The organism is Paenibacillus cucumis (ex Kampfer et al. 2016) (assembly GCF_019748695.1).
Classification (GTDB): Bacteria; Bacillota; Bacilli; order Paenibacillales; family Paenibacillaceae; genus Paenibacillus; species Paenibacillus polysaccharolyticus.
Genome location: NZ_JACLIC010000033.1, coordinates 58,971 through 84,306 on the forward strand (window position 1 = coordinate 58,971; position 25,336 = coordinate 84,306).

Annotated in this window: 23 protein-coding genes and 1 riboswitch; of the genes, 5 read left to right on the forward strand and 18 right to left on the reverse strand. The window is 46.6% G+C overall.

Annotated elements, in window-relative coordinates:
* Positions 1-397: 397 nt before the first annotated feature.
* On the forward strand, positions 398-1,504 hold the full coding sequence (gene mqnE, locus H7T88_RS19635; protein WP_221789963.1) for an aminofutalosine synthase MqnE: 1,107 nt from the start codon (positions 398-400) through the stop codon (positions 1,502-1,504).
* A 264-nt stretch (positions 1,505-1,768) separates the two neighbouring features.
* Positions 1,769-2,830, forward strand: a complete 1,062-nt coding sequence (locus tag H7T88_RS19640; protein ID WP_221789964.1) for an NAD(P)/FAD-dependent oxidoreductase — start codon at positions 1,769-1,771, stop codon at positions 2,828-2,830.
* A 6-nt stretch (positions 2,831-2,836) separates the two neighbouring features.
* On the opposite strand, the gene H7T88_RS19645 is transcribed toward H7T88_RS19640, so the two are convergent.
* A complete protein-coding gene (locus tag H7T88_RS19645; RefSeq protein WP_090919554.1) occupies positions 2,837-3,091 on the reverse strand; it encodes a YuzB family protein in 255 nt (84 codons plus the stop codon).
* A gap of 80 nt (positions 3,092-3,171) precedes the next feature.
* Here H7T88_RS19645 and H7T88_RS19650 point away from each other — a divergent pair, with 80 nt between their 5' ends.
* Positions 3,172-3,417, forward strand: a complete 246-nt coding sequence (locus tag H7T88_RS19650) for a NifU family protein (protein WP_053783253.1) — start codon at positions 3,172-3,174, stop codon at positions 3,415-3,417.
* 75 nt (positions 3,418-3,492) lie between these two features.
* Here the strand turns inward: H7T88_RS19650 and H7T88_RS19655 are convergent, their stop codons facing one another.
* Entirely contained in the window at positions 3,493-4,257 is a 765-nt protein-coding gene (locus H7T88_RS19655; protein ID WP_221789965.1) for an SDR family oxidoreductase, read from the reverse strand.
* Positions 4,258-4,505: 248 nt separating this feature from the next.
* Between H7T88_RS19655 and H7T88_RS19660 the strand changes: the two genes are divergently transcribed.
* Positions 4,506-5,366, forward strand: coding sequence for a DUF2167 domain-containing protein (locus H7T88_RS19660; RefSeq protein ID WP_221789966.1), 861 nt, complete (start codon positions 4,506-4,508; stop codon positions 5,364-5,366).
* Positions 5,367-5,441: 75 nt separating this feature from the next.
* Here H7T88_RS19660 and H7T88_RS19665 read toward each other — a convergent pair whose 3' ends face one another.
* The 6 genes from H7T88_RS19665 to H7T88_RS19690 form a co-directional block, all read right to left on the reverse strand.
* Positions 5,442-6,278: a MetQ/NlpA family ABC transporter substrate-binding protein gene (locus tag H7T88_RS19665; protein ID WP_090919563.1), complete on the reverse strand. Its 837-nt coding sequence runs from the start codon at positions 6,276-6,278 to the stop codon at positions 5,442-5,444.
* 40 nt (positions 6,279-6,318) lie between these two features.
* Positions 6,319-6,978 carry a methionine ABC transporter permease gene (locus H7T88_RS19670; protein ID WP_090919566.1) on the reverse strand — a complete coding sequence of 220 codons (660 nt, stop codon included), beginning with the start codon at positions 6,976-6,978 and terminating at the stop codon, positions 6,319-6,321.
* Positions 6,978-8,012 (reverse strand): methionine ABC transporter ATP-binding protein, encoded by a 1,035-nt coding sequence (locus H7T88_RS19675; RefSeq protein WP_221789967.1) that lies wholly within the window; start codon positions 8,010-8,012, stop codon positions 6,978-6,980. The genes H7T88_RS19670 and H7T88_RS19675 overlap by 1 nt, the downstream gene beginning before the upstream one ends.
* Positions 8,013-8,133: 121 nt before the next feature.
* Positions 8,134-8,273, reverse strand: a riboswitch (SAM riboswitch).
* A 171-nt stretch (positions 8,274-8,444) separates the two neighbouring features.
* Complete coding sequence (locus H7T88_RS19680) at positions 8,445-9,164, reverse strand: Cthe_2314 family HEPN domain-containing protein (protein WP_154959695.1); 720 nt, start codon at positions 9,162-9,164, stop codon at positions 8,445-8,447.
* Between the two features lie 264 nt (positions 9,165-9,428).
* Complete coding sequence (locus tag H7T88_RS19685) at positions 9,429-10,367, reverse strand: COX15/CtaA family protein (protein ID WP_139168884.1); 939 nt, start codon at positions 10,365-10,367, stop codon at positions 9,429-9,431.
* Between the two features lie 421 nt (positions 10,368-10,788).
* Positions 10,789-11,133 (reverse strand): thioredoxin family protein, encoded by a 345-nt coding sequence (locus H7T88_RS19690; RefSeq protein WP_090919572.1) that lies wholly within the window; start codon positions 11,131-11,133, stop codon positions 10,789-10,791.
* 141 nt (positions 11,134-11,274) lie between these two features.
* Here H7T88_RS19690 and H7T88_RS19695 point away from each other — a divergent pair, with 141 nt between their 5' ends.
* Positions 11,275-12,564: a DUF2515 family protein gene (locus tag H7T88_RS19695; RefSeq protein ID WP_221789969.1), complete on the forward strand. Its 1,290-nt coding sequence runs from the start codon at positions 11,275-11,277 to the stop codon at positions 12,562-12,564.
* A 193-nt stretch (positions 12,565-12,757) separates the two neighbouring features.
* Here H7T88_RS19695 and H7T88_RS19700 read toward each other — a convergent pair whose 3' ends face one another.
* The 10 genes from H7T88_RS19700 to H7T88_RS19745 form a co-directional block, all read right to left on the reverse strand.
* On the reverse strand, positions 12,758-14,386 hold the full coding sequence (locus H7T88_RS19700; RefSeq protein ID WP_221789970.1) for a putative polysaccharide biosynthesis protein: 1,629 nt from the start codon (positions 14,384-14,386) through the stop codon (positions 12,758-12,760).
* A 64-nt stretch (positions 14,387-14,450) separates the two neighbouring features.
* A complete protein-coding gene (locus H7T88_RS19705; RefSeq protein ID WP_487344847.1) occupies positions 14,451-14,942 on the reverse strand; it encodes a DUF456 domain-containing protein in 492 nt (163 codons plus the stop codon).
* A gap of 3 nt (positions 14,943-14,945) precedes the next feature.
* A complete protein-coding gene (locus H7T88_RS19710) occupies positions 14,946-15,695 on the reverse strand; it encodes a Cof-type HAD-IIB family hydrolase (protein WP_221789971.1) in 750 nt (249 codons plus the stop codon).
* A 199-nt stretch (positions 15,696-15,894) separates the two neighbouring features.
* Positions 15,895-16,767, reverse strand: a complete 873-nt coding sequence (locus H7T88_RS19715) for a metal ABC transporter permease (RefSeq protein WP_090919579.1) — start codon at positions 16,765-16,767, stop codon at positions 15,895-15,897.
* The gene (locus tag H7T88_RS19720) at positions 16,768-17,727 is read right to left on the reverse strand and encodes a metal ABC transporter permease (RefSeq protein ID WP_154891077.1); all 960 of its coding nucleotides are present in this window, start codon (positions 17,725-17,727) and stop codon (positions 16,768-16,770) included.
* Positions 17,728-17,729: 2 nt separating this feature from the next.
* Entirely contained in the window at positions 17,730-18,560 is an 831-nt protein-coding gene (locus tag H7T88_RS19725; protein ID WP_423246147.1) for a metal ABC transporter ATP-binding protein, read from the reverse strand.
* Between the two features lie 25 nt (positions 18,561-18,585).
* A complete protein-coding gene (locus H7T88_RS19730) occupies positions 18,586-19,530 on the reverse strand; it encodes a metal ABC transporter solute-binding protein, Zn/Mn family (protein ID WP_221789972.1) in 945 nt (314 codons plus the stop codon).
* 247 nt (positions 19,531-19,777) lie between these two features.
* A complete protein-coding gene (locus H7T88_RS19735; protein WP_221789973.1) occupies positions 19,778-21,757 on the reverse strand; it encodes a peptidoglycan D,D-transpeptidase FtsI family protein in 1,980 nt (659 codons plus the stop codon).
* 288 nt (positions 21,758-22,045) lie between these two features.
* Positions 22,046-24,076 (reverse strand): peptidoglycan D,D-transpeptidase FtsI family protein, encoded by a 2,031-nt coding sequence (locus H7T88_RS19740; RefSeq protein ID WP_221789974.1) that lies wholly within the window; start codon positions 24,074-24,076, stop codon positions 22,046-22,048.
* 108 nt (positions 24,077-24,184) lie between these two features.
* Positions 24,185-25,330 carry a transglutaminase family protein gene (locus tag H7T88_RS19745; RefSeq protein ID WP_221789975.1) on the reverse strand — a complete coding sequence of 382 codons (1,146 nt, stop codon included), beginning with the start codon at positions 25,328-25,330 and terminating at the stop codon, positions 24,185-24,187.
* Between the last annotated feature and the right edge of the window lie 6 nt (positions 25,331-25,336).

Sequence of the window (25,336 nt, forward strand, 5' to 3'; positions counted from 1 at the left end):
CGTCAAGGGGCTCAAGTCATGTTTGCCCGCTTCCGCGTTCCCCCTGAACTCCTTTTTCTTCCCAGTGTATTGAACCCCTGCGACACGAGGTTTATAATGGATAGGTGGTCACTCTGAAAATGTCAATATTTTGTCATGAGATATTCGGATGTTGGTCATATATGGAGTTGTAATTTTTTTCACATTTCGAGACTGTTTCTCAGTCCCCAATGCATATAGAGTCACTTTGACTCCTTTTGAAAAAATAAACTTTTCGATTGCAGCATACGCTGCACCGGGTAATAAGAGTTAGTCTTTCACAGGAAGGCGGCAGTTGACCGCATCTTTGCTATGTATTTCTGTTTATTGGTTCAACACACCACAACTCGAATTCCGGTAAAGAACAGGAGGAAACAGCATGTCTACATTGGTAACACCGTTCACCGACAAAAGAATGGCTGAAATCGTTGAGAAAGTACAGAACGGCGTAAGGCTGAGCGTAGAAGACGGCGTATATCTGTATCAAACAGATGATCTGCTGACTTTGGGCCAGCTGGCCAATGAGGCCAATCTGCGGAAGAACGGCAAGAAAGTCTATTTTATTGAGAACATGAGCCTTTATTTCACCAACGTATGCGAAGCTCGCTGCGCATTTTGTAATTTCCGCAAAGACCAGGGTGAGGAAGGCTCTTATACGTTATCCGGTCCGGATATGATCGACTATGTGGAACAGCATATTCATCCAGGCGTGCGTGAGTTCCATATTGTAGGTGGACATAACAACCATGTTCCTTTTCAATATTATGTCGATTCACTACGTGCTTTAAACGAAAAATATCCGGATGTCACGCTGAAAGCTTACACTGCGGCAGAGATTGATTTCTTCACCCGCATTAGCGGCCTGAGCATCAAGGAAGTTCTGCAGGAGTTGCAAAAAGCCGGCCTGAAAACACTGACTGGTGGCGGCGCTGAGATTCTCTCGGATGAATACCGCAAAAAAATGCGTGTAGACAAAGCCAACGTGGATCGTTATCTTGAGGTGCACCGCACAGCTCATGAGCTCGGCATGCGTACACATACGACGATGTTGTATGGATCGATCGAATCCTATGAGGACCGTGTCAATCATATGGTGCAGATTCGTGAACTGCAAGACGAGACCAACGGATTCATGGTCTTTATTCCGCTTTCCATGCAGCCAAAAAGTAAAAACGCAAGCATTATGCGTCGTAACTCGGCTTATGAGGATCTCAAAACAATTGCGATCAGCCGACTGATGCTGGATAACATCGATCATATCAAAGCATACTTCATTAACATCGGTCCACAGCTGGCTCAAGTTGCCCTTGGATTCGGTGCTTCAGATGCACATGGTACGATTGTTCGCGAACGGATTAGTCATGCCGCAGGTGCTCTCACACCTGAAGGCCTTACACGTAAAGAGCTCATATGGCTTATTAAGGGTGCGGGACGTATTCCAGTAGAACGTGATACGTTCTACAATGAAATTCAAGTTTACGAATAGCTCTGATTAGTTTCATCGATCTAGGCAAAGGCTACAGCAGCAGAAGCATCACTCATCAAAGAACGATACTTTCTTCAATCAGGGGGGGACGTTTGATCAGAGTGATGCTTAACTGTGATCACATATTTCAAATTTTCATCTTTTCATTATGAATTATTCAAATTATTTAAACTAAAACAACACACGGAGCAGCTATGTGAGGACATAGCTACTCCGCAGGTTACAGCCCCAGCAATGGGACTGATGCAGAAAGGAAGCCGAGTCATGAAAAATTTCGTCATTCTTGGAGGCGGTTATGGCGGCCTCACGATCATCAAGGAACTTCTGGAAGGTAAAATCCCGTCAGATACGCAAATTGTACTGGTGGATCGCAGCCCCTTTCAAGGATTAAAGACCGAATATTACGCACTCGCAGCAGGAACAGTATCCGATTACGACCTGCGTATCCATTTTCCGGTAAATGAGAAAGTAACACATCGTTTCGGTGAGGTTACAGCCATTAATCTGGAGCAGCGTCAGATTGAATTCGAAGGTCAGGAACCGCTTGAATATGACAAACTTGTGATTGGACTAGGTTGTACGGATCGTTTCCACAATACACCTGGTGCTGAAGAATACAGCTGTACCATTCAGAGTTTCAGCAAAACACGCGAGACGTACCTGCGTCTGAATGAGGTAAAAGCTTATGGGCATGTTCACATTGTGGGCGGTGGCCTAAGTGGTGTTGAGATGGCAGCCGAATTACGCGAAAGCAGACCGGATCTGAATATCAGTATTCTGGATCGCGGTGAACGTGTATTATCCGCATTCCCTCAACGTCTCTCCTCTTATGTTCACGAATGGTTCGGCGAACATCAGGTTGAAGCACGAGGACATATTGCTATCTCGCGAGTCGAGCCTAACGCCATCTACAACCGCGATGAACAGATTCAAACGGATGCTGTTGTATGGACGGCAGGCATTCAACCAGTCAAAGTCGTTCAAGACCTCGATGTAACGAAAGACCCTCAAGGTCGTGTTGTATTAAATGAGTATTATCAGATTCCGGATTATACCGACGTTTACGTGGTAGGTGACTGTGCCAGTGTACCTTATGCACCGAGTGGTCAGGCTGCGGAGGTTCAGGGTGAACAGATCGCTCATATTCAGCATGCCCTCTGGAAAGGCGAAAAGCCCAATCCGCAGCCTCTTAAGCTTCGCGGCACACTGGGCGCGCTTGGCAAGAAAGCTGGATTTGGGCTGATGGGCAAAACGTCCATGATGGGACGAGTGCCTCGTATTCTGAAAAGCGGTGTGCTCTGGATGTCCAAGCGTCATCTCGGTTAATTGAGGTTAATCGAGATCCAGCGCGTCCCAGGCATCCGCTTCGGCTATTTTGGCTAGAATGGCGTTATATAGATCTTCTACTTTATCTGTGGTTACGACTTCACCATTGACCAAGGCAAAAGGTGTCATATAACATTGACCACAATTGGTCAGGCAGCCGTATTCAATCACGTCATAGTCTGGATTTTCATCCAATTGATCCATGACTTCATCCGTGCCAAAATGCATATTGTTAGCACAAAATTCAATAATTGGTCTCATTTCAGTTCACCTGCTTTGTTTGACCATTTTAATTTATGGTCATTTGTAATATAATATAGGAAGGAAAGGAGTTGAACAATATGAGCGAAAACGCACAAAGCACCATGTATGATGAGGTATCTGATGTGCTTGATAAACTTCGTCCGTTCCTGCAACGCGATGGCGGTGACGTGGAACTGGTCGATGTGGAGGACGGCATCATTAAGCTGAAACTGGTCGGTGCCTGCGGCAGTTGCCCAAGCTCCACCATTACCTTAAAAGCCGGGATTGAACGCGCCCTTCTTGAAGAAGTTGAGGGTGTACAAGAAGTTGTACAAGTATTCTAATCAATCCTTCACGAAATAAACCTCAGAGAGCCTTTCGCTTCGCAAGAAGCGAGAGGCTCTTTTTTTGTAATTCCATCAGATAGTAGGCCGGATCGGATCAAGTCCTCCAGATACATCCATAATGTTACCTGTTATAAAATCCGAATGATCCAGACACAGGTACGTGATCACTCGCGCAATATCTTCACCACTGCCAGGCCGACCTCTTGGTGTTTCTTTATCAGTTATGCCCGCAATCTCATCAATCATTTTCTCTTTGTTCGCACCACGAATATCCCCGGGGCAAACCATATTGACCGTAATCCCATAAGGTGCCTCTTCAACAGCAAGAGTCTTGGTAAACGAAACCAGACCTACTTTGGCAGCAGCATACACGGCACGATGAGGCCAGGATCTTGCTTCACCCGCGTGACTGAAGCCAAAATGAATAATACGTCCCCACTGCTTGCGGCGCATTTCCGGCAAAACAAGCTGATCCAGAATCATTGGCCCGAGCAGGTTGCCCTGCACTAACATCTGCACTTCAGCTTCAGAATAATCTGCGAACACCCGACGCTCTCGTACAAATGGACCAGCATTATTCACCAGAATATCTACATGACCCAGCTGTGTCTCTACCTCTGTAACGAGTGTGTGCATCTCTTCTACTTTGGATATATCCGCCTGAACGGCAATGCAACGCACCCCTTTGGCGATTATCTGAGCTTGCAACGATTCGGCTTCTGTTCTGCTATGCACATAATTAAGGGCAATGTGGCATCCCTGATCCGCCAGACTGAGGGCTGTCATTTTACCAAGACCTTTGGCACTTCCCGTTATGAGGGCAATCTTTCCCTTCACGTTCATCCCCCTCTTCAAAGAGCAGTCACTTATCCAGTATAAAAGATTTATCCGCCTCTCACAACTTGTAGCTCTTCACAATCTGTTCCAGTTGTTTTACTGTGCAAATATACCTTCATATCCAGAAATGCCTTGATCTAAATTCAATTGCTATGATAATCTCAGTAGGTCATTGTGCCTTATGATAATAACGGCATGAAATACTAAGTTGTAAATTGCTGCTTACATCGTCTGAAAGGATTAATGAAATGAAAAAGTTATGTATCCCCTTCGTCTTCACCTTGCTTCTCCTTACCTCGCTTCCATTTTCAACCATGAAAGTTGCTGCAGAAAATTTTGGTTCAGCCGATGGATTTGAATGGCAGAGTGGCCCTACAACAGTATCTTTGGAGGATATAGCTTCAGTAAACGTACCGGAAAATCTCGTTTTTTTTGATAAAGAAAATACCAAGAGGTTTATGAAAGAAAATCCTCCTCCTCCGAACGGTACTGAAATTGGCTCTCTTTATAACATGAACATGCAGTTGTATTGGAACGTCATTTTTGAATACCACGACATAGGAAATGTCGACGATCATGACAAAAATGAATTAGATGCCGATGAACTCCTGGAAAGTTACAAGCAGAGTCCTGAAGGACAGCATGAGAAAGCGAGCTCAGAAAATCAATCCTCCGTGCTACGTTGGGATGTTGAGCCTGTGTATGAAGAAAGTAAACATCAATTACGCTATTCCATAGGTTTGCGAGATCCTCTACAGGGAGGAGTCGTATATTATAAAGTAAACTTGTTAACACGTGAAGGGTATATTAGCGTCATACTTGTAACTCCAAGTTATTATTTTGAAGAAAGTCGAAAACAGTTTGAAGAAATGGTACTCCAAAATATTAAAATCAAAAACGGTCATACATACCAGGAATTTAATGCTTCCCTTGATAAAAAATCAGAGCTTGGTCTCATACATCTTATTCCGGGCGGTGATGGCATAGCCGCTACCAAGAAAGTGGAACGGCAGACTCTAATCAGAAAAGGCATGATCTTCATTGTTACTGCGTGTGTTGCTGCATTCATCTTCATAAAACTTCGGCGGAAGCCCAGGACTCAGAAATAGTAAAGCCCCGCAGGCCTCTTTAAGAGATCATGCGGGGCTTTCAGCTATTTAAGATCATGCGCTCGCTTTAACAACTTAAAATGCAGGTTCAACTGCACCTTGGTAACGTTCTTTGATGAATTTTTTCACCGTTTCGGAGTGGAGAGCTTCTGCCAGTTTTTTGATAGCATCCGCATCTTTGTTATCTTCACGGGACACGAGAATGTTAGCATATGGGTTGCCTTGCAGATCTTCGATCAACAATGCATCTTTAGATGGATTGAGGTTTGCTTCCAGCGCATAGTTTGCATTGATAAATACCAGATCAGCTTCATCCAGCTGACGAGGCATCATGGCTGCATCCAGTTCGATGATTTCCAGGTTTTTCGGATTCGCCGTAATGTCCTGTTTAGTGGATGCGATGTTTGTATCATCTTTGAGGGTGATCAGACCTTTTTTCGCAAGCAACAAGAGTGCACGTCCACCATTCGATGGGTCGTTTGGAATAGCCACTTTAGCGCCATCTTTCAGTTCATCCAGGGATTTAATCTTTTTGGAGTAACCACCGAAAGGCTCAACATGGACTGGAGTCACAGCAACAAGGTTGAATCCGCGCTCTTTGTTCTCTGTATCAAGGTAAGGCTGATGCTGGAAAAAGTTTGCGTCCAGTTTCTTATCTGCCAGCTGTTGGTTAGGTTGCACATAGTCGTTAAACGTCACCACTTGTAAACGAATGCCTTGTGCTTCAAGTTCAGGTTTGATGCTTTCCAGAATTTCAGCATGTGGTGTAGGCGAAGCACCGACTTTCAATTCAACGGTACGCGGAGCACCTGCTGCGTTATCCGCACCACTGTCGGATTTCTTGTTGTTGCCGCAAGCTGCGAGCACGGCAATCATCATCAAGCTGAGTAAAATAATAGACCATTTTTTCATCTGTAAAACCCCTTCGCATTTTTATTTTTCAATCTATCTGTTATTTCCGGGTGAAATAAATGACCAGACGATCGCCAATCATCTGTAAGAGCTGAACCAGTATAATCATGGATACAACAGAAATAATCATGATCTCATTCTGATATCGATAGTATCCATAGTTAATGGCCAGTGTACCCAGACCTCCACCGCCGACCATACCCGCCATGGCCGTATAGGACACCAACGTAACGATGGTAATTGTAATTCCGGCAAGCAAGCCAGGTAAAGCCTCAGGTAACAACACCCGTCTGACGATCTGAGCTGTAGATGCCCCCATTGCCTGAGCTGCTTCAATGACACCGCGGTCCACTTCACGTAAAGTATTCTCCACCAGACGTGCAAAATACGGAGCAGCCGAGATAACCAGCGGTGGAATGACACCAAGCACACCTGTAGCGGTGCCCACCAGCGTACGCGTAAACGGAATAAGAGCAACAATTAATATGATGAAAGGTACCGAACGTAAAATATTAACAATAACAGATAATATGATGTAGGTTAGCTTTGAACTAGGTGAAGCCGAACGGCCTGTCATAAACAGAATGACACCAAGGGGCAAACCCAAGAGAACAGTAAACAAACCGGATACAGCAAGAATCTGCAATGTTTCAATGGAGGCCGTACCGACCTCTTCCCAGCGTACTTTGGAAAAATCCATTATCGGAGCACCTCCACATCAAGTCCTTCTGCGGTTAGTTCAGACAAGGTCTGTTCAATCGCAGCGGAGTCACCTTCAAAACGTACCGTCAGTTGACCGTAAGGAACCTGCTTGATTGTAGAGATTGTACCTTGCAGAATAGCGAAATCCACACCTGTTTTACGAACTGTTCTCGACAGAATCGCCTCATAGGTTTTATCTCCAAGAAATGAAACCTTCACTAACTTGGAAGAAACACCTGCTGGCAACTCCGTCCCTGCATTTGCCATAACCGTTTCCTCCAGTGCCAGTCCACCTTCGCTGTCACGTGAGACAAAATCCCGCGTGATCGCATGTTGCGGTTTCAGGAACACTTCCGTCACTGGGCCTTGCTCCACGATGCCACCTTGATGGATAACGGCTACCCGGTCGCAAATGTTCTGGATGACATGCATCTCGTGTGTAATCAGCACAATGGTCAGATTATACTTTTCATTAATATCCAGCAATAACTTCAGAATCGAATTTGTTGTTTGCGGATCAAGTGCCGAAGTTGCCTCATCACAAAGAAGTACACTCGGGTCACTTGCCAGAGCTCTCGCTATCCCTACCCGTTGCTTCTGTCCGCCAGACAGCTGTGCCGGATATTTGCTGCTATGCTGCTCCAGACCAACCAGAGCGAGCATTTCCTTCACCTTGCGATCAATCGCATCCTTAGGTGTGTTGACCAGTTTTAAAGGGAAAGCCACATTGTCGTATACCGTTGCGGAAGACAGCAGATTAAAATGCTGAAAGATCATACCAATCTTGCGTCTTTGCTGCTGTAGTTCACTTTTGCTAAGCTCAGTCAGGTTAATACCATCGACCCAAACCTCACCTTCTGTCGGGCGCTCAAGTAAATTGATACATCGGATCAATGTGCTTTTCCCTGCACCTGAGTGACCAATAACTCCAAAAATCTCACCCTTCTGAATCTTCAGATCAAGGTGTGACAACGCCGTCGTTGTTTTGGCACGTCTGCCATATGTTTTGGTTAATCCAACCAATTCAATCACTAATACTGCTCCTTCCCCATCACCTACATATATCTTTACCCGAAGGAAGGGAAAACTCCCCGTTCTACGCAAAAAAAGAGCCCTTTGCAGATACAAAGATGGCTCTTCACGTGAAATGACCTTCTCATCTGCCAAAATCATGTGCAACATGATTCTGTAGGAATTAGCACCTAACATCAACAAGGATAACCATTCATGTCATCATCGTTGATCGGTTGCCGGGCTTCATCGGGCCTGTCCCTCCGCCACTCTCGATAAGAGAAATATAAAGTTGTAGGATTATATAGTTTCATGTAGTTCGTCAAGTATAATGACCGAACTGCATCAAATGCTGTATTGAAGACACGATTCCATGTAAGATTCGATCTGGAACTCAGTATAATCAAAGTATTCCGATTTGTCAAATGGTATTATTTAAAATCATTGCTATACCTAATGTTTCAAAATCTGTTTACGCCAGATTCGATTGATGTATCGATAGGCCATATTCAGTGTTTCACAGACCATATCTACACCTTGCTGCATCTCGAGAAGATGCTGATCCAGATCCTCCAGCTTCACTTTGCCACGCAACGTCTGATGTAACTGCCACAAATCATCCTGCATTTCCGAATTCATGTAATGAATCTCCATATTACGTCGCTTTCGCAATCTGCTCATCGGTTCTCGGTACGCTTCCTTAATCTTAATTAATTGCTGCGCCAACTCATGATGATCCCGATAATATTCGAATTGCCTCAGAACGGTATAATAGGAGAAATGCACTTTGGTTTTGGATGTATTTAGTTGGAAAACTTCATTCAAGACCGTACCCAATTTGTCCAGAATCGCGAAGCACCGAATAAAGGCATCTTTATAAAAATAAACGTACCGGGCATACTCAGATTTCTCAGCAGAACTCATATCGCGCGTTGAACCTGCAACTACTTTTTTACGAAAATGTGCGGCGGCAAAATAACTCTGCTCCAGTTCATCCAACGAAGAGATTAGTCCCTGTGTCCATACATACAGCTTCCGATAATCATGGTTCGGATCATGATCCACATACATCTGTTTTTCAAAAGACTCCAGTGTAAACGCCATGGTATCCATGGCTTGTTTCAGTTTCCCTTGATTCACTCGTGGCTTTTCTCCCAGTAACGTACGTAGCATAGAAGACCTCCTCTTTCCACTGATGATGCAAAATATATATGTTTTCACAGCTGTTGAACAGCTGAAGATGAATTAAAGCGCTATGTGACGTTCGGTTAATCGTTACAACTTGATTTAGGTTGCCCTGCTACCTCCGACATCAAACAAAAGTCCACCTCTCCAATGATCTACATCACCGGATGGTGGACTTTCCAACATGGCCCAGCGCAGCTTCAGGACAATGTAATAAACTCACTTTTTTTAAACACTAAATTCATAAGCTGTTTAGAAACGGTTCACCGGGCGGTGCAGCTTGTACACAAGGAAGCTCATATAGGTCAAGATACCGAACAGTATAGCGATATCCAGCATATGTGCCAGCGCCACAAACATGTAAACTTCCGGGCGATTAATCGTCCACATCATGAACATACCGATAACCACTTGCAACAGAATTAAAACGACGGATAACACACCGAGTGTCCGCAATTCACGGTTGTCCGGGTGTTTACGGTAAGCAAAATGTCCTAGGATCGCGATTACGATCACGAGTGACACAGCTGCCAGACGATGGGCAAAGGCCACAGCTACCCCGCCAGAAAGTTCAGGCACAATCTGCCCATTACATAGCGGGAATCCGGAACACCCGCCAGCCGAATTCGTATGGCTTACAAATGCGCCTGTGTACACGACCAGGTACGTATAGATGGTTGAAAACCAGACCAGGTTACGAAATCCCTTACTAACGCGCGGATACTGGTTCAGACGTTCCAAACCGCCATATCTCGCCTCTTGCCTAATCCCGAGAGCCATCATCAATGAACTGGCAAAAGCAATGAGTGCGAACCCAAAGTGTAGAGCCATGACCGCGGAAGATTGCGAGAACACAACGGCGAAAGCGCCCATGATTCCCTGAATAATCACAAATAAAAGGGTTAGAAACGAGAACAATTGCAAATCACGACGCTGTTTGCCAAAGCGTAAGAAGGCAACAAAAGATGCGATGGACAGTAGTCCTGCCAGTGCGCTGACAGCACGGTGGGAATATTCAATCAGAGAGGCAACAGTATGTGCTGGTACAAGCTTACCGTTACATAAAGGCCACTGTGTTCCGCAGCCAAGGCCCGATTCGGTTTTCGTCACGATCCCGCCGCCAAAGGTAGCCAGGAACATAACGAGACAGGTCAATACGGTTAACCATTTAAACAATGTTAAGTGCTTCAATTTTTTCTCACCCGCTGTTGGTTTAAGATGGCGAAGAAGTTTCTTCGCTTGATAATCAATGCCGATTCATTATTGTTGCTAGTGTTGTTTCCATAAGAAGGCTCATTACAGCACTTGTTTTGTACTTTGACACTAATTTCACAACTAAATCCATTATACCGGATAAAAGCATCATTGACGCCGCGCTTTGTGACAAAATGTTAACGTCTATTAAAATTTTGACCAGCAGGTCATTATATTTCGAATTTATGTATGTAGGCCCCTACCCATCTCGGTAGCCTTAAGCTACTCACCTCAAGTCAAATAAAAACAAGGCAGTCTTAAGCCTGAAGACGGCTCAACCGACAGCCTTGTATTTGCATACCTATCTTACAGTCTACCCTGTCTTGAAGACATTCATTCCCTGCGATGCACTTAGGCCTTACTTGTGAATGGTATTGTAGACCTCAACCGCACGATCCAAAAACTGCTCAATCTCTTCTCTCGACTTACGTAGCTTGTTCACGTAGCGCACCAGTTCACGTCCATCTGTGTAAGCTACAAAACTTGGAATACCCAAAATATTTTGCTCCTGACTTACTGTACCCACCTGATCAACATCCACTTCAATCAGGGTCAAGTCACGTGAATACTTCGTTTCCACCTCAGGCATAAACGGATCGATGTATTTGCAATCCCCGCACCAGTCTGCCTTAAATACGGCCACTGTCAAACGTGGAGATTGAATCGCCACATCAAATTCCGGCTTGGATGTAATCTGTTCCATTGTCACATCTCCCTTTCTGTACCTCGTCTCCCTCTAAGTGAAGCAAATTGGTGATTGGAAGTCAAATGTTCAGCGCATACTTAGAATAACCACAAGTCCTGGCATATCAAACACAGATATTCATGAAAGGATGTTCCATTCATGACTTCCACCAGAAATGACTCTTCGGAAAACCAGCATTCAGGCTCCATTGTACAGATCATTCGCTCCATTCCCGGAGCAGCCCTGGAAGTATGGCGAGGTAAACAAGCCGCCTGGCATGCGTCCGCAAGGCTTAGACATCCTTTTCGTGACCTGAATTGGAACGCAGATACAGCTGCCGCTCTGCAAGCTGAGGTGGAGAAGTTAATCCCTACAACAGGCAAGCCATCTCCTGCACGCAACAATCAGGCACAACGTGCGCTGGTGTGCGAAGAGGATTGCATCATTCTCGAAGAGATCAAAACCTTAACGCAGCAGCAGAATCGCAGTAATGTGACTCGGACCGCCGCTTATCTGGAATGCTACGAGCAGTATCCCGAGCTACATTGGGCGCTACTGGCGCATATGGTATCCCGCAACGGCGGATATCATATGACCGACCTGCACAGTGACCTGATGCATAATCTGCAAAATCAGAAGGATCGTGAGCATATGTATCGCTTGCTGGAGCGGTGCAATGCCCTTATTTTTCAGGATGCCTATCCTCAATTGCAGCTGTATATCCACAGTCGGCGGCTTGGACGAAGCTGCTTCCATCTGTTGTCTCATTTTCATGTATCGTCGTTTATGACCCCGTTCTGGGAGCGATTTTGGCTCGAACGTTGCAGTTCCATACTGAGTGTGGCCTTAATTATTAATGAGCAGAACTATATCGAGAGCCGGGTGGTGCAACATCCTTATTTTCAAAAAGTAGTACTCTCCAAACCTGCTTTTCATCTGCACAATCTGGCCGGGCTGAACCACATCGTTTTCCCTCTTGCACAAGGAGGTGGACTTACCGGACGGGTCATTGAGCATTTTGGCAAATTGAATGAACGTATCCAGTTCGGCAAAGGGCTGTATGCCCTGTTATTTGGTGTAGAGCAAGTGCTTCAGCAGGTGCTGGACTTCGCGCGAACAATACCTCATCGTGGCTCACGAGCCGAATATTGGCCAGGCCTGTTTACCAAGCACCATGAAGGGCCAACAGACCATACCCTGTACACGGATGCTTTATTGAATGAGGAATGGCTGCCGGAAGGTCAACGTCTATATTCTCCTGAGTTGCTCGCCGTGTGGGAGGACACACCATATGAACCGATTACAAGACATGACTGGCTGGAGACACGAGATTGCCTTGGATATCTGACTGCGCCACGCAGACCTTGGCTGTTTGAGATGAGTCATGAGCATCGGTACGGCATGTTAAAAACAGCACTCGCTCATGATGTACAAGTTCTTACTCACTAATTGGCAGGAAAAAAAACGGTGTCCCGATACGGCTTTAACAGGATCGTAAAGTCACTAAAGCAGATCGAGCAGATTCTGCTGTGTAAGGCCAAAGTAGGAATAACGTCCACTTTCACGGAAACCAGCCTCTTATGCAATAACAATAAAAAAGCGCGGTCTGCTACAAGTGCAGACCGCGCTTTTTTACCTAAATTTATCCTCGTTGTCCGGCGCCGCGTTGCAGACGCATAAGCGGACGGAGAATTTTTTGCAGAATTCGCGGATAACTAGCCAGCTCGTCCTTACGCAAGACACGAAGAACCACCATCAGCACGAGATATACCACAACGACCAGCACACCCACGACCATGCAGGTTAACAGGAAAGATACCCGTGCAGGCAGGAACGCACCAAAGATCTGGTTTCCACTCCAATTGGCCGCAAAACCGACAGCTGCCGCGAGAAGCACCGTAATGATAAATCCAATCCAGCGATCCCCCATAATTGAAAAATCAACGATTTTACGTAACACACGCAGATTCAGATATGTGATGACTAGGAAACATAGCGCTGTTGCAATGATGATCCCGTAAATACCGAAGATCGGCGCCAGGATAAGACTCGCAATCAGCTTCACGATAATTCCTGCCGCTACACTAATCATCGTGATTCGTGGTTTCCCAACCCCGAGCAACATGGAGTTCGTTGTCATCATTGTAATCTGGAAAATAGTGCCGAACGTAAGCAATGCAATAATCGGCGTGCCATCTGGAGTTGTGAAGAGCAATCCGTTTACCGAATAAGCCGCCGCACACAGGGTAATCACAATCGGCATTCCCGTCAGAATGGAAATACGTAGCGCCAGCGTTACCTGATTTTTCAGATGTAGCTCATCTTTGCGGGCAAAAGCCGCTGAAATGACAGGCACAAGGGACTGACTGAGCGCTATGGCGAGAATAGGCGGAATACCGGCTATACTCTGGGCTTTGGCACCCAGAATTGCCAGTACGCCTGTAGCTTCTTCCAGACCGATCCGTCCACTAAGCAGGGGAACGACGAGGGAAGAGTCGATAAAGTTGATTGCCGGAACAGCAAGTGAAGACAACACAATCGGAATTGAAAGTTTGAAAATATCAGTGTAAATTCCGCGCATCGGCAATTGCTCTGCACGCTCGTAATGTAGCTGTGCCGCACGGTCACTTTTGCGTAGCTTTAATGTGAAGTACAGCATCACCGCAAATGCACCGATACTACCGAACACCCCACCGAAGGATGCCCCGGCTGCAATCGTCTGATCATCGTAATTCCATTGCAACATCACATAGGCCACAATAATCGCTACACCTACACGCGCAAACTGCTCCACGATCTGCGAGATACCACCTGCGGTCATATTGCCGCGTCCCTGGAAATAACCACGCATCATTGCGATCGCCGGGAAGAGTAACAGGGCCGGAGCAAGCGCCCGGATGGCACTCACTGATTCCGGCACTTTGGAAATATGGGTGGCATAAAATGGCGCTGCGAACCATAACAGAACAGACATGACCACACCGGCCACGGCCGCAAAGATCAAGGCTGCACGGTATATCTGCTGCGCTTCGCCCGCGCGTCCGAGCGCGTAGCGTTCCGAGACCATTTTACTCAGCGTACTCGGTATGCCCGCCGTTGCGACAGTTAACAGCATTAAATACACCGTATTGGAGATCGTGAACGATGCGTTACCAATATCCCCGAGGATATGCTCCAGCGGCACACGTTGTACCAGACCCAGTACCCTTGCAATCAATGCGGCAGCCGCCAATATGAGCGTACCTTTAATAAATGTTTCCTTCTTAGACAAAACGGATTCCCCTTCTTTCCCCCACACCGGACCTCTCCGGACCTTAGCTAGCTAACCTGATATTCTAGGCGAATCGAACCACCCAGATTATAAATAGAACAATCATCACAAGTTGCAAAATAATTTTCATCACCGTGCTGGTAAACAGCCCGACGACAGAGCCAAACCCAACTTTCGATGCTTTGGAAGGCGAGGAACCGCCGATCAGTTCTCCGATAAAAGCACCGATGAATGGCCCCAGTACAAGTCCAAAAGCCGGAATCACAAACGGGCCAATAATTACTCCGATGGTACTCAGCGTTGTAGACAGCTTGGAACCGCCGAACTTTTTGACTCCCCAAGCACTCACCACATAATCCGCCACGAACAGCACCACCACAATTAGAATCTGGATGATCCAGAACCATACCCCGAACGGATCAAAGCTGAAGAACCAGCCGTAGACCAGAAACGCGAAGAAAATCGCGATTGCACCCGGCAGAATCGGATATACCGTACCTGCCATACCTACTGCAAACAGCAGTACAATTAAAATCCAGCCAACGGTTGCGAGCAAAGGTTACTCCCCCTTCAAAATATGTTCACGAATCAGATGTGCAATGCCATCCTCATTGTTGCTTCCAATAATTAAATCTGCCGCTTGTTTCACTTGCTCCTGTGCGTTGCCCATCGCAACACCCAGACCGACAGCTTCAATGACAGCCAGATCGTTCAGACTGTCGCCAACAGCAACTACCTCGGACATGTCGATGCCTAGCAATTGGCATACTTCAGCTACACCGGTAGCTTTGGATACGTTTTCCGGGTTTACCTCAATGTTTACAGGAGAGGAATTGGTCATTTGCAGACCACCCAGTTCTTGCAATTCCATCATAATCTGATGACGAATCCCATCATCCTCGGTGGTAAATCCGAATTTCAACCATTCTAATCCTTCAATATTATCCGTCCAGCGATCACGGTTAAACAGCTCTTCCACGGAGTATGCCCAGTACCAACTGTTATATTTCTCCCCGATCTCATGCATCTTGCGGATTAACGCCGGGTCCATCAGATGGCGCAGGTGAAGCTCATGTGGAGCTTTCCAGACCTCGCTGCCGTTGACCGTAACCATTGGTGTTTCCAGTCCAAGCTGTACCGCATAGGGCATAGCATGGTATACGGCTCTTCCTGTAGACAAGCACACATGCACCCCGCGACGAATGGCAATCTGAATCCACTTGGCCGTTTCCTGTGTAATTTCATGATTATCATTCAGCAACGTGCCATCCATATCCAGGGCCAGCAGTTTATATTTCAGTTCACTCATGTTGTAAATCCTCCTCCAGTATGTCTCTCTCCTCTAAAACAACAAGATCGCCCGGTATCCGCGAAATGGCGGACGCCCCGGACGTCACAGCTAACGACATTTTACCACAGATCACGCGTATGCAACAAAGTAACCTAAAAACCGGAACGCCAAAAACCGCCTGCGATGCAGACGGTCATCTAAATTTATGAAATCATGTTCAACGTGCGGCATATTTACGGCGAACATAACGAAGTACAATGCCATGTTTCGGTGACAGAAGTAACGCAAGTACAAACAGAATGCCGGCCACAGCCACCATGCAACCTGCAATAGAAGCATCCATCGCGTACGCCATCAGGTAACCACCGACAGAAGAAGCTGCACCGATCAGTACCGCATAAAGAATCATTTTACCAAGCTGATCCGTGAGCAGATAAGCCGCAGCCGCAGGTACAATCAGCATACCTACTACAAGAATAGAGCCTACACTTTCAAAAGAGGCAACGGACGTCATGGACACAAGTCCCATGAGCGCATAGTGAAATAAGACCACCGGAATACCGCAAGCCGCAGCCAAAGCCGGGTCAAACGCGCATAATTTGAACTGCTTGTAGAACAGTCCTACAACAACGAGAATAACAAGTAACGTAATGCCCAGCATCCAGACCGCTCTAGGTCCTACATCCATTCCCCACAGCGTTAACGTATCCCATTGCACATAGGCAATCTCACCGAACAATACACAGTCCAGATCCAGATCGATATGCTGTGCATTCAGGCTGATCAGGATGACCCCTACAGCAAAGAGTGCTGTAAATACTATACCAATCGAAGCATCCGAAGACAGGCCTCCAGCCTGGAGGGTCTGAATGAAGAACACCGTCAACAGTCCAAACACCGTTGCACCCAGCAACATCCACAGGGAGTCTCTGGAGCCGCTCCACAGAAACGCAATTGCAATCCCCGGAAGCACGGCGTGACTGATCGCATCTCCGACCAGAGCCATGCGCCTCAAAATCAGGAAGCAACCAAGAATGGCGCAAGCGGAGGAGACTAGTATTGCGGTGAGAATAATCCAAAATGTGGCCATCTACATCTCCCCCTGTTTCTGTGTTTGAGGCTGTGCAGCATGCACCTGTAGCGCGGCTTGCTCTTCACGCATATAAGTCGACTTCGCCTGGATGCTCCGCAACTTGCGGGCAAGTAACCCTCGCCTTGGTGCGAACAGCGCAGATCCAACAAACAGCACCGTAGCCGCAAGCACAGTTACTGGACCAGTAGGCAGATTAGGGACAAGCGTGCTGAAGAGTGTTCCTACGGCACCGCTTAATGCGCCGAACAATCCAGCCAGCAACACCATCAGCGCAAGCGAATTGGTCCAACACCTTGCTGCTGCTGCCGGAGTCACCAGCAGTGCCGCAACCAGCACCACACCTACCGCCTGGATTCCGGCGACAACAGCTATAACCGTCAGTAGCAGAATGAATTGCTCCAGTACTCCGACGGGCAATCCCATACCTCTTGCAAAACCCGGATCAAAGCTCACGAGCTTGAATTCCTTGAACCAGACTAGGCATGCGATGAGTAATACAAGACTTACCCCGCCCATCACATACACATCCGTAAGTACCATCGATGCCGCTTGCCCGAACAGGTACTTGTCAAGCCCGCTTTGGCTTCCACTTGCACTGTGCTGAATACGTGTCAGCATCACGACACCGATACCGAAAAATACCGTCAGTACGATGCCCATTGCCGCATCCTGCTTAATCCGTGAAAACCGGGTTATCCACGAAATACCGAAAGTGGCTACAATTCCTGCAATGAGTGCGCCAAACAGAAACAATCCAATCGACTTCGTTTCCGTCAACATAAACGCAATACAGATTCCAGGCAATGCCGCGTGTGCCAATGTATCGCCCATCAGACTTTGACGACGAAGAAAGGTAAATGAGCCGATAATGCCACTGCTGAATCCGAGCAGCAGACAACCGAGCAAAATCCAGCGTGTGTTCGGGTCTGACAATATAGAAACAACCCAATTCCACATAACTACACCTGGCCTTTCTCCGCTCGGCTGCCGATCATCGCAATGCGACCTCCGTAGGTTTCCTGTAATAAATCCGGTACAAATACTTCTCTTGTTGGCCCAGCAGCAACCAAACGTCCGTTGAGCAATAATACATGATCAAAGTATTCCTCTACCGTTGCCAGGTCATGGTGAACAACTAGAACGGTCTTTCCCTGTTTTTTTAATTGCTCTAGCAGGGAGATGATCGCTTTCTCTGTCGTTGCGTCCACTCCTGCAAAAGGTTCATCCATGAAATACAAGTCTGCATCCTGTACCAGTGCTCTGGCCAGGAATACGCGCTGTTGCTGTCCACCGGACAACTGGCTGATCTGCCGATACATGTAATCCCCCATACCAACTTGCTCCAGGCAATGAGCCGCAAGATCCTTTTCCTTTTTTCCCGGGCGGCGGAACCAGCCGAGATGTCCGTATCTTCCCATCATGACAACATCTAAAGCATGTGTCGGAAAGTCCCAATCTACGGACTCCCTCTGTGGCACATAACCGATACGCCGCCTGGTTTCACGATAAGATCGTCCAAAGATCTCAATGTCACCGTGCATTTTCGGAACAAGCCCCAGAACCGCTTTGATCAACGTTGACTTACCTGCACCGTTCGGTCCAAGAATGCCGATGAGTTGCCCTTCAGGTACATCAAAGGAAACATTGCTGAGCACCGGCTTTTTGTGATAAGCCACGGCCAGGTTCCTTACACGAAGAGGCGAAGAGACCGTTGCTTTTTCCTGTCCGAGCTGACTATTATCTATAGTTTCTAATGCTTGTTTTGTTGTATTGGTATTTTTCATCATCATAGTTCTCCTCCCTTCTGATGATATATTATTTCAAAGCCGCCGCGATCGTTTCGACATTGTGCCGCACCATTCCAATGTAGGTGCCTTCTACGGTTCCCTCAGCCCCTATAGCGTCAGAGAACAGTTCGCCACCAATTTTTACGGTATGGCCCTTCTCAGCTGCCCCAGCAATAATCGCTTCCATCGCTTTAGCAGGTACACTAGATTCGATAAATACGGCTTTGATTTGATTTTCCACGAGAAAATCTCTTAGTTCACTTACATCTTTGGCGCCATATTCTGCTGCCGTACTGATGCCTTGAAGACCCATCACTTTAATGCCATAGGCTTGACCAAAGTAACCAAATGCATCATGTGCTGTTACCAGCACTCGGCTTTCCTCAGGGATCTGCCCGATTTTTTCCCGAACTTCCGTATCCAGCGCTTGTAGCTTCTCCAGGTATGTTGCTGCCTGCGTCTTATACTGTTCCGCATGATCCGGATCTGCTTCCACCAGCGTGTCACGCACAGCTTCGGTTGCACGCATCCAGTGCTTGACGTTAAACCATACATGAGGATCATACTCTGTTCCACCTGTCGCTTGACCGGAATGCAGTTCCTCTACCGGGATTTTTTCGACAACTGCGGTAACTTGTTTGCTTTTGGACATTTTCTCCAGGATACTGGTCATTTTTCCTTCCAGATGCAGGCCGTTATAGAAAATCACCTTGGCTTGCTCCAGTTTGCGAATATCCCCTTGGGATGCCTTATACAGATGTGGGTCTACTCCCGGTCCCATCAATCCGGTAACCTCAACATATACTCCGCCCACCTCTCGTGCTACATCCGCAATCATGCCTGTGGTTGCTGTAACCTGCACTTTGCCAGTACCGTCTTCTCCCGAAGTACTCGAACAAGCTGTAAGTACAATGACCAGAACAACGCCTATCAGCGTAATGACTCCACGTTGGATACTCCTCATCTTCACCATTAACAAATTGACCGTCCCCTTTCCCTGTCCTAAAATATTTGTCCGTAACTAATTAAGTTGTACAAGGTACCAACTTTTAAACTCGTCTAATAATGTTTCCCTTGTGCAAATTTTAGCCGATGGAAAAATAAAAGGCAAGGGATATTTTCCCCTGCCTGTCCTGTTACTTATGAGTTCAATCTAAAGCCGTTTATTCAATACTTTTATGAGCATGCCATTGTTTCCTATTATTTTATGCCCTTAATCATTAATCTTGTTCTTTATTCTGGTCCTTCTTCCCCTTTGGGATACCATCTAGGCCATACACTTCATCGTATGCATCAAAAATTTTGCGTGCGATCGGGGAAGCACTGACCGATCCAAAACCGCCTTCCGGCACGATAACCGCTACAGCCAGTTTCGGTTTGTCTCTTGGCGCAAAGGCGATAAAGACACCGTTCTCCTTTTTATTCGGTCCGGTTCCTTGCTCGGATGTTCCTGTCTTTCTGGCAAAATCATAAGGGAAACCGTCGAAGGAGCTTACTTTGGTGACCATACCCTTATGCACTTCGTTCCAGTGTGCATCCGCAAACTGCACCTCATTAAGAACCTTTGGCTCAAACTTCTTCACCACATTGCCATCCGCATCACGGATTTCCTTCACCAAGTGTGGCTCCATTCGTTTGCCCTTATTCGCAAGCATTGTGGTGTACTGGGCAAGTTGCATCGTTGTATATTTGGCTTGCTGACCAAATGACGCAAACGCAAGACGTGTCAGTGCAGACTCATTATTGTCTGCTTTATACTCCAACTGACCAAGAAATTCTTTGGGCAGATCAATGCCTGTCGAGACACCCAAACCAAAATCCTTCATGTATTCGTCCCACTTAGCAAGGGCTTCTGTGGCACCATATTTATTCAGCAAACGCTTGCCCACCATATCAATCATAAATGCATTGGACGACTTTTCAATCGCTCTCCGTGCGGTAATATTACCGTTGTAGGCCGAATGTGAGTTCTTTACTTGTCTTCCATCCTTGCCTAATACAGCGTAACCTTTATCAGGATAAGTACTCCCCGTAGTGAACAGTCCCTCTTTCAGGCCGATAAGCACACTGAGCGGTTTAATAACCGATCCAAGCAGAACAACGGACTCTGCACGGCTTGGCTTATTATCATTGGGCGGGAAAGACTCTGTCGTCCCGTTTCGGAAAACATACTTGATTTTGTCATAATCCCAGTCATTCGGATCATAGTCTGGCACACTTGCCATAGCTACCACATTGCCTGTATCCACTTCCATAGCTACAGCGTAACCTGTAATGGCCTTTGGAAGCTTTCGTAATTCATCCGTAATAGCCTTTTGCGCGGCAAGCTGAACCTCCTTGTTGATCGTGGAGATCAGACTGTACCCCTTCTCTGGTGGAGTCAATTCCATCGTGCCTGTAGGTAAATTCCTAGAGTCAATATCAATGGATTGATATCCGCTTCTTCCGCGAAGCTCCTGCTGATATTGCAGCTCCAACCCATCGAATCCAACCCTCTCATCCTGAGAGTAGACCAGTCCAGGATCACGCTGAGACCCAGATTGCTCTATGATCGATTTGTACTGCTTGAGTGTTGTGGGTACTCGCTTGAATTCCCGTGTGTAACCAACAACCTGGACAGCGACTCGATCAGGGTCATATCTCCGTACATTCTCTTCAAGCACCATTACGCCAGGATACTCCGTTTTTTTCTCTAGAAAAAAAGCAATTTCCTGGGTCGTCAGATCAGACTTGACCAGTCTTGGCACATAACCGAATGTTTTCTGATGATCCAGATCCAGCCGTTTTATAATCTCCTCTGCATCTGGCTGCTTCTCGTCTCCCGGATTGAATCGTTTGAATATATCCGCAAGTTCACGAGCCAATCCTTCGGCTTCCTGCCTGCGATCATCATTACGATAATCTTCATATAACAGCACATACAGTGACTGTACCGGCTCCGAATAAGCAAGCGCCACTTTCCCGGTCGCATCATAGATCGGCCCGCGCACCGGGGCTAGAGGGATATCTTTTGTATTGCGCGTAGATTCCATGTACGTCAGTTCAGGCCCTTCGACAAACTGCACAAATGCCAGTCGGAAGATCAGAATGCTGAATATGACAAATGCCACGAAAAAAAACACATTCAGCCTCGCGCTGGTCGATTGATTTACCGCTCTCTCATCTTCGTTCGGCGGTTTATTTTTAAGTCGATTAAACATATGCTCCCCTCTCCGTTCTTTGTATAAGTTTAAAAATCACACGATCTATACATACCGAAACGTCATAACAGACCCCAACAGACAACAGACCAAAATGGCAAACTCTCACTTCTTAAGTGTAGCAAATGCAGACTGTAACGTCTTTCTAATTTTGGTTACATTCTCGTAATAAGAAGCCCTCTGTATATAACGTAAGAAGACTGCCTGGGTTCCATAAAAAAAGCAACAAAAAAAGGCCCCGTTCTAGGGGCCTTTTAACATATGGAGAACACGATCTCCATCACTGCATCACTGTGTACTTGTTTCTGTTTCTTTATCTTTATTTTTTTTCGGAACACCATCCAGGCCGAATTCCTGGTCGTAAGCATCGAAAATCGCACGTGCAACCGGAGCCGCACTGTTGGAACCAAAGCCCCCTTCCGGGATCATGACCGCAACAGCCAGTTTTGGATTGTTACGGGGTGCAAAAGCGATAAATACCCCGTTATCCACCAGTTTCCCTCCAATATTCTGTGTCGACGTACCTGTTTTTCTCGCAAAATCATAAGGGAAACCGCCAAAAGCAGAAACCTCGGTAGCCATACCACGCTGTACTTCATTCCAGTAGGCATCACTGAAGTCCGCTGTACTGAGTACCTTCGGTTTTACTTTCTCCACCACATTGCCTTCCGAATCCCGGAACTCTTTGACAAGCTGTGGTTCCATTCGTTTTCCTTTATTGGCAAGCATCACGGTATACTGCGCGAGCTGCATGGTTGTATATTTTCCTTGTTGTCCAAAGGAAGCATAGGCTAGTTTGGTCAGGGAGCTTTCTGTTTCACTTTCATATTCTTTACGCCCAGCCCATTCATTCGGCAAGTCCACTCCTGTTTTTATACCAAGACCAAACTGCTCCATGTACTTGTCCCACACGTCAACGCCCTTAGCACCATATCGCGAGTACAGCTTCTTACCAATCTCGTCAATCATAAATACGTTAGAGGAATGACGAATCGCATCACGAGGGTACATGGCACCGTAAACGTGCCCCGATGAGTTCTGTACGCGGCGGTTATCTCCACCAAACGTGGTTGAACCTCGGTCGATATACACCGAATTAGTAGTAAAGAAACCTTCCTTCAAACCGATCAATACACTCAGTGGCTTAATCGTTGAGCCGAGCAATACGACAGATTCAGCTCTTTTTTTGGAATCACTAGGTAGAAATCCTCGAATTGTACCGTTCTGATAAATATATTTGATTTTATCGTAATCTTCTGTACTGATGCTGCCCGTTCTCCACACATTGGTGTCGTAATCAGGCATACTGGCTGCCGCTACAACCTTCCCTGTATCCACTTCCATCGCTACAGCAAAGCCTGTTTTGGCATTGGGATGCAATCTGCCGGATACCGGATTGCGATGCAACCAGCTTAACTGATCCATAATCGCTTGCTCTGTTTTCACCTGCACATTTTTATTAATGCTGGAGATCAGATCATACCCTTTTTGCGGCGGGGTTGTGCCTGCTACCCCTTCAGGCAAGTTACGTAAATCAACGTCAACCGACGTATAACCACTTTTGCCCCGCAGCTTATCCTGATACTGCAGCTCCAGTCCATCAAATCCAACAAACTCATTTTCCGTATAGACCAGACCTGGATCAGTCTGCGTTTTGTTTGCTTCATCTACTTCTTTATACTTTTTCAACGTTTTGGAGCTTTTGAATTTTTTCAAATAACCAATCGATTGAACGGCCACTGTATCCGGATCGTAGTAACGTACACTTTCTTCCACAATCTGAATACCTTTGAATTCATCCTTATGCTGGAGGAAATAAGCAACCTCTCCTTCGGACAAATCACTCTTGATCAGACGTGGCATAAACCCATTCGCCTTGCGAGAATTCAGATCCATTTCCTCTATAATCTGATCCACGGTCAAGGATTCGGAATTCGGGGTTTTATACTTTTCAAAAACATCATGCAGACGCGTAGCCATCTCTTGAACTTCACCAATTTTCGGATTCGGCTGGCCATCCACATCCCCGTAGTTTTTGTACAATGTGAGATACAGCGACTGAATCGGCTTGGAATACGCCAGTTTCACCGTCCCCGTAGAATCGTAGATGGTTCCTCTCACCGGAGCAAGCGGCACATCCTTCGTAATGTTACTTGCTTCTTCCTGACTGAGCTCAGGTCCTTCAACGAATTGTAAAAACGCCAAACGTACAATGATTACACTAAAAATAACAAAGGAAGCGAAGAAAAATACGTTCATCCGGTAACTAAAACGCCGTTTGTCCGCAAGTTCATCCTTCTCATTGGAATGCTTTTTCATTCATCCTACCTCTTTCATGACTTGATGCATACCGCAGAACCTTAACCACCGGCATGATAACCTGGCAACGTCGTCATATTCCGAACCATATCCGTGTCCGGTGTACTATCAGGCTGACTGATCTTTCAGATGCGTGTCGGCAAAGTTAGGTGGGTTAAACCAATCTCCGCTGATGGCCCACGTTGGATCAAGTGGAACCCAGCGATTCGAATCACTCAAATAGACTTCATTCCATGCATGAGGGCCGTACCCTCCCTGACCGTTATATCCCAGACCTGTAACAACCCTGACATCAAGCCCCTGAGAACGTGCCATTACCGCATATAAGCGGGCATAATCGATACATACCCCTTTGCGCGTATCAAAAGTATTCTGAGGGGTCTGTTCATGCCATATTCCCCTCTGTTCATAATCATCCACTTTCCCGTAGTCGTATTGAATCCGGGTGCCAACCCAGTCATACAGAGCTCTGGCTTTTGCCTCATCCGTCGATTTTCCTTTGACAATCTCCTGCGCGGCTTGCTCAATATCGGCTGGAATATTGTGGTCAATCACTTCATACTTCCGTTGCAAAATACCTCCGAGTTCCTTCTGCACAGCCTGCGTGAATACCGGAAGTTTGTCCTTGATAAACGTACCAGACAAAGGCTCAATCACCGATTTAGCACCCTGCATATAGATCGGAGATGCCTCCACATAACGGCTGAACATACTACCCGGATAGAGACTTACAATCATGAACAATACGGCAATCACAATGATTCCTCGGACCGAACCGATGACCGTGCCGATCACTGCGCCTGTCAGCCGGCTAAAAATCCCTTTTGGCGCAGCTTGCTCATCTCCTGCATGTCTTCTGCGAAATATGAAGGATGTTAAAAATCCAAGAATCATGCGAATCAAGCCGTAACTCAATACAAATAATACGGCAAACCGCATAAGCGGGAAATCTGCGATCGCTGTAACCAGCGTATAATACAGCTGTTCCCACCGGTTCAACTCACGATTAGGCATATCCCCGGCATGTACAGATAACCATTGCTGTACATAAGGCGCAAGCCATAACGTCAGACCGATAGATAACAAAATACCAATGACCGCCATAATACCGTCCATCAGGAAACCAAAGAGTCTCCCCGCAGAACGTGAAGCCCCTCTGGACCATCCCTGTAATAAGGATGCTGCTACGATCAGCAACAGCAGAATGGTAATCCCATTAAACTCCTTCAGGCTGTCCAGCCAAGTTTGCAGCACGTCTTC